Origin of the sequence: uncultured Rothia sp. (genome assembly GCF_916049665.1) — a bacterium.
Classification (GTDB): Bacteria; Actinomycetota; Actinomycetes; order Actinomycetales; family Micrococcaceae; genus Rothia.
In genome coordinates, this window is record NZ_CAJZIE010000102.1 from 1 (window position 1) to 3876 (window position 3876).

Here is a 3876-nt window from a genome sequence, read left to right on the forward strand (position 1 = left end):
AGCACCATCCTTGCCGGCCTGTGCTTCATCGTCCTGTTCGTGCTGCGTCAGCTCAACCGCGAGAAGAACGATATTCAGCCCATGCTGGATGTGCGCCTCTTCCGCAACACCGTGTTCACCGGCGCGATTACCGCAAACCTCATCTCCATGATGGTGGACGTTGGCTTCATCTACTTCGCCTCCCAGCACCTGCAGTTGGTCTCCGGTCTGCCGCCCATGTACGCCGGTATGCTGCTGATTCCCGGTACCCTGGCGATCATTATCGCCGGTCTGGTGATTGCGCGCGTGGCGGTGCACTTCCACCCGGCGCAGGTGGTGTCTTTCGGTCTGGCGCTCCACGCTGCCGCGTTCGCGGTGCTCGCCTTCCTGGGTGCGCACAACGACTTGGTGATTATCCTGATCTTCATTGTGCTCGGTACCGGCATCGGTATTGCGCAGACCATTTCGAACGACCTGATGCTCTCCAGCGTGCCGCCGCGTAAGGCTGGTGCGGCATCCGCGATCTCGGAGACCTCCTACGAGACAGGTACGGTGCTCGGCACCGTCATCATTGGTGGCATGCTCACCGCCGTCTACCGCGCAAATGTGGTTGTACCCGACGGCCTGGATGAGACTCTCGCCGACCACGCCCACGAAACCCTCGGCGGTGCCGTGTCCGTCGCCAGCCATGTAGGTGGCGAGCAGGCGAACCAGCTGCTCTCCTCCGCATTCGCTGCCTTCGACTCGGGCGTGGTGCTGAGCTCCGCATTCAGTGCCGTGCTCATGGGTGTTATGGCTGTCATCAGCTACCTCATGATTCGTAAGGCACCGCGCGAAATGAAGCCCGCAGAACACTAATACAGCGCACTAAACCTCATAGATAAGCCCCGCCTGCCGTTGCTCTTAAGCATCGGGAGGCGGGGCTATTTTTACGCACCCACCTGCGCATTTAAAGGTTCAGCACAGGTGCCGGTGGTACGGTAAAACAGCGGGCATCAGCCCCGACCGCAGAGGAACCAGCGGCTCCACACAATCAAGGAAGAACGCCACCATGGGACTCAAAGACTGGATAGCACCCTTTATTACGCTACTCATTGGTGCTAGCACCATCTTCATCTCCTACAAGAACTACCAGGCGCAGGCGGCGGCAAAACCCTCCGAACTGGCGCGACTGGAACTGTGGAGCAAGCTCCTCACCGAAGCCGGCTTGGACCTCAACGCCCTACCCGACCCCGAAAAGCTCACCTCCGACCAGCGCGTCGTCCTCGAAAACTACCGGGTCTTCCTCAAGCGTGCGTCCCTCGAATCGAAGCTGCGTAAAGTTGGCATCGACAGCAACCGTATCTTCAGCCTGCTCATGAAGCGTGCGCACTCTTCCGTGAAGCCTACGCCCATCCCCATTGGCGACTCGATTAGCTACTACCGCCTGATTCTACGTGCCCTGCTGTACATTTGGGTTCCGCTGGCCGTGATTTTCATCGGCGTGCCCATCATCGTGGTCACCATCGCCTACCTGATTGGCCTGTTCACGAACCACCGCGGCAATCTGTCTGACTTTGCACTCTCCCCGCTCGCCGTGGTGCTCCTGATTGTTGGTGCGGTCGCCGTCGGTGCCCTCGTGTACCTGCAGAACCGCATTATCTCCGCCATTATCGCGAACAATGTGTACTTTTACTTCTGGGATATTTACGGCTCCAAGAAGGGCGCTCGCGACTCCAAGGACGCCTACAGCGAGCGCCTGGCGGCTAAAACCTACGCCGACCAGCTGTTCCTCGGTCAGCAGGAGTTCGCTCACCAGTTCCGCGAGAACATGTACATGGCGGGTATTCAGGAGATTGATGAGTACCCGCGCGTGCTCAGCGACAGCGTGATGCTGCCGCGCAACTACCGGGTTGCGGAAACCACCGAGGGTGAGGACCGTATCGACCGCTTCGTGAACTGGGTGCGCTCCAAGATTGGTTTTGAGCGCCTGGAACCGCGCATCATCTACAGGCTCGAACATAAGGACGCGCACAAGGATGCGAAGAAGGAATCCGCGCACGGTGAGCCGGTAGCTACTGAGCAGGGTGTTTCTGGGCAGCCTGTAGAGGCGCCGGCTCAGGATAAGCCGGAGGATGCACAGAAGGCTCCGGAGGCGCCTGCCTCTGCGGAGTCCGCCTCGGAGGAGCCCATCGTCGCGGAGGTGTCCGTCGAGGCTCCTGCCGAGGTACCTGCCGAGAATCTGGCTGAAGTACCCGTTGAGGATGCGCCCACCGAACCCGTCATCGGAGGCGCCACCGACTCTTCTGCCGCAGCTGGGGCAGACGACCCCACGGAGGCGTTCACCCGCATCCTGCACGATGCTGCCGGTCATGAGAACACCGGTGAAAAGAATGCCGCCGGAGAAAAACCCAGTACTGAGAAGCCTAAAAACTAAATAGCCCGCCCGAGGCACCGAAAACCGGGCATGAGAAAAGGGTCGCAGCCTACGAGTTCGCCATTGAACCGTAAGCGTGCGACCCTTTTCCTTTCCCTTCAAGGGCGAGCAGAATCGGAGGTACCACCCGACCAAGAAGAGCCAAATGATGCGCCCCTCCACCGGTAGAGGTTGCCTGGCAGAAGAACCCGCCGAAGCAGGTTGGCAGAGCGCCCGGCAGAGGGTGCATCACGCTTGAGGAACCGCCCCAGAGCCCACCGCCGACCAGCGCGTCGTCCTCGAAAACTACCGGGTCTTCCTCAAGCGTGCCTCCCTCGAATCGAAGCTGCGTAAAGTTGGCATCGACAGCAACCGCATCTTCAGCCTGCTCATGAAGCGTGCGCACTCCTCCGTGAAGCCCACGCCCATCCCCATTGGTGACTCGGTACGCTACTACCGCCTAATCCTGCGCGGCCTGCTGTACATCTGGACGCCGCTTGCCGTGGTGTTCATCGGTGTGCCCATCATCGTGGTCACCATCGTCTACCTGATTGGTCTGTTCACGAACCGCCGCGGCAATCTGTCTGACTTTGCGCTCTCCCCGCTCGCCGTGGTGCTCCTGATTGTTGGTGCGGTCGCCGTCGGTGCCCTCGTGTACCTGCAGAACCGCATTATCTCCGCCATTATCGCGAACAATGTGTACTTTTACTTCTGGGATATTTACGGCTCCAAGAAGGGCGCTCGCGACTCCAAGGACGCCTACAGCGAGCGCCTGGCGGCTAAAACCTACGCCGACCAGCTGTTCCTCGGTCAGCAGGAGTTCGCTCACCAGTTCCGCGAGAACATGTACATGGCGGGTATTCAGGAGATTGATGAGTACCCGCGCGTGCTCAGCGACAGCGTGATGCTGCCGCGCAACTACCGGGTTGTGGAAACCACCGAGGGTGAGGACCGCATCGACCGGACCGTGAACTGGGTGCGCTCCAAGATTGGTTTTGAGCGCCTCGAGCCGCGCATCATCTACAGGCTCGAACATAAGGACGCGCACAAGGATGCAAAGAAAGAATCTGCGCACGGTGAGCCGGTAGCTACTGAGCAGGGTGTTTCTGGGCAGAGTGTTTCTGAGCAGTCTGTGGATGCTCAGGACAAGGATGGGCAGAAGGCCGCGGAAGTACCCGCCTCAGAAGAACCTATCGTCGCGGAGGTGCCTGTTGACGCACCAGCCGAGAACCTGGCTGATGCACCCACTGAGCCCGTCACCGGAGGCGCCACTGACTCTTCTGCCGCAGCTGGGGTATCCGCAGCAGCTGGGGCAGACGACCCCACGGAGGTGTTCACCCGCATCCCAGAAGATGCCGTTGACCATGAGAGCGCCGGTGAAAAGAACGCCGGTGAGAAACCCAGTACTGAGAAGCCTAAAAACTAAATAGCCCGCCCGAGGCACCGAAAAACCGGGCATGAGAAAAGGGTCGCAGCCTACGAGTTCGCCATTGAACCGTAAG

At 59.8% G+C, this 3876-nt stretch carries 3 protein-coding genes; all 3 read left to right on the forward strand.

Going from position 1 to position 3876, the window contains the following annotated elements:
* Positions 1-837: MFS transporter (locus QZ540_RS08105; protein WP_294629085.1), on the forward strand; the 837-nt coding region annotated here is incomplete at its 5' end.
* A 193-nt stretch (positions 838-1030) separates the two neighbouring features.
* On the forward strand, positions 1031-2395 hold the full coding sequence (locus QZ540_RS08110; protein WP_294629088.1) for a CoA-disulfide reductase: 1365 nt from the start codon (positions 1031-1033) through the stop codon (positions 2393-2395).
* A 370-nt stretch (positions 2396-2765) separates the two neighbouring features.
* On the forward strand, positions 2766-3800 hold the full coding sequence (locus QZ540_RS08115; RefSeq protein WP_294629090.1) for a CoA-disulfide reductase: 1035 nt from the start codon (positions 2766-2768) through the stop codon (positions 3798-3800).
* Positions 3801-3876 lie beyond the last annotated feature (76 nt).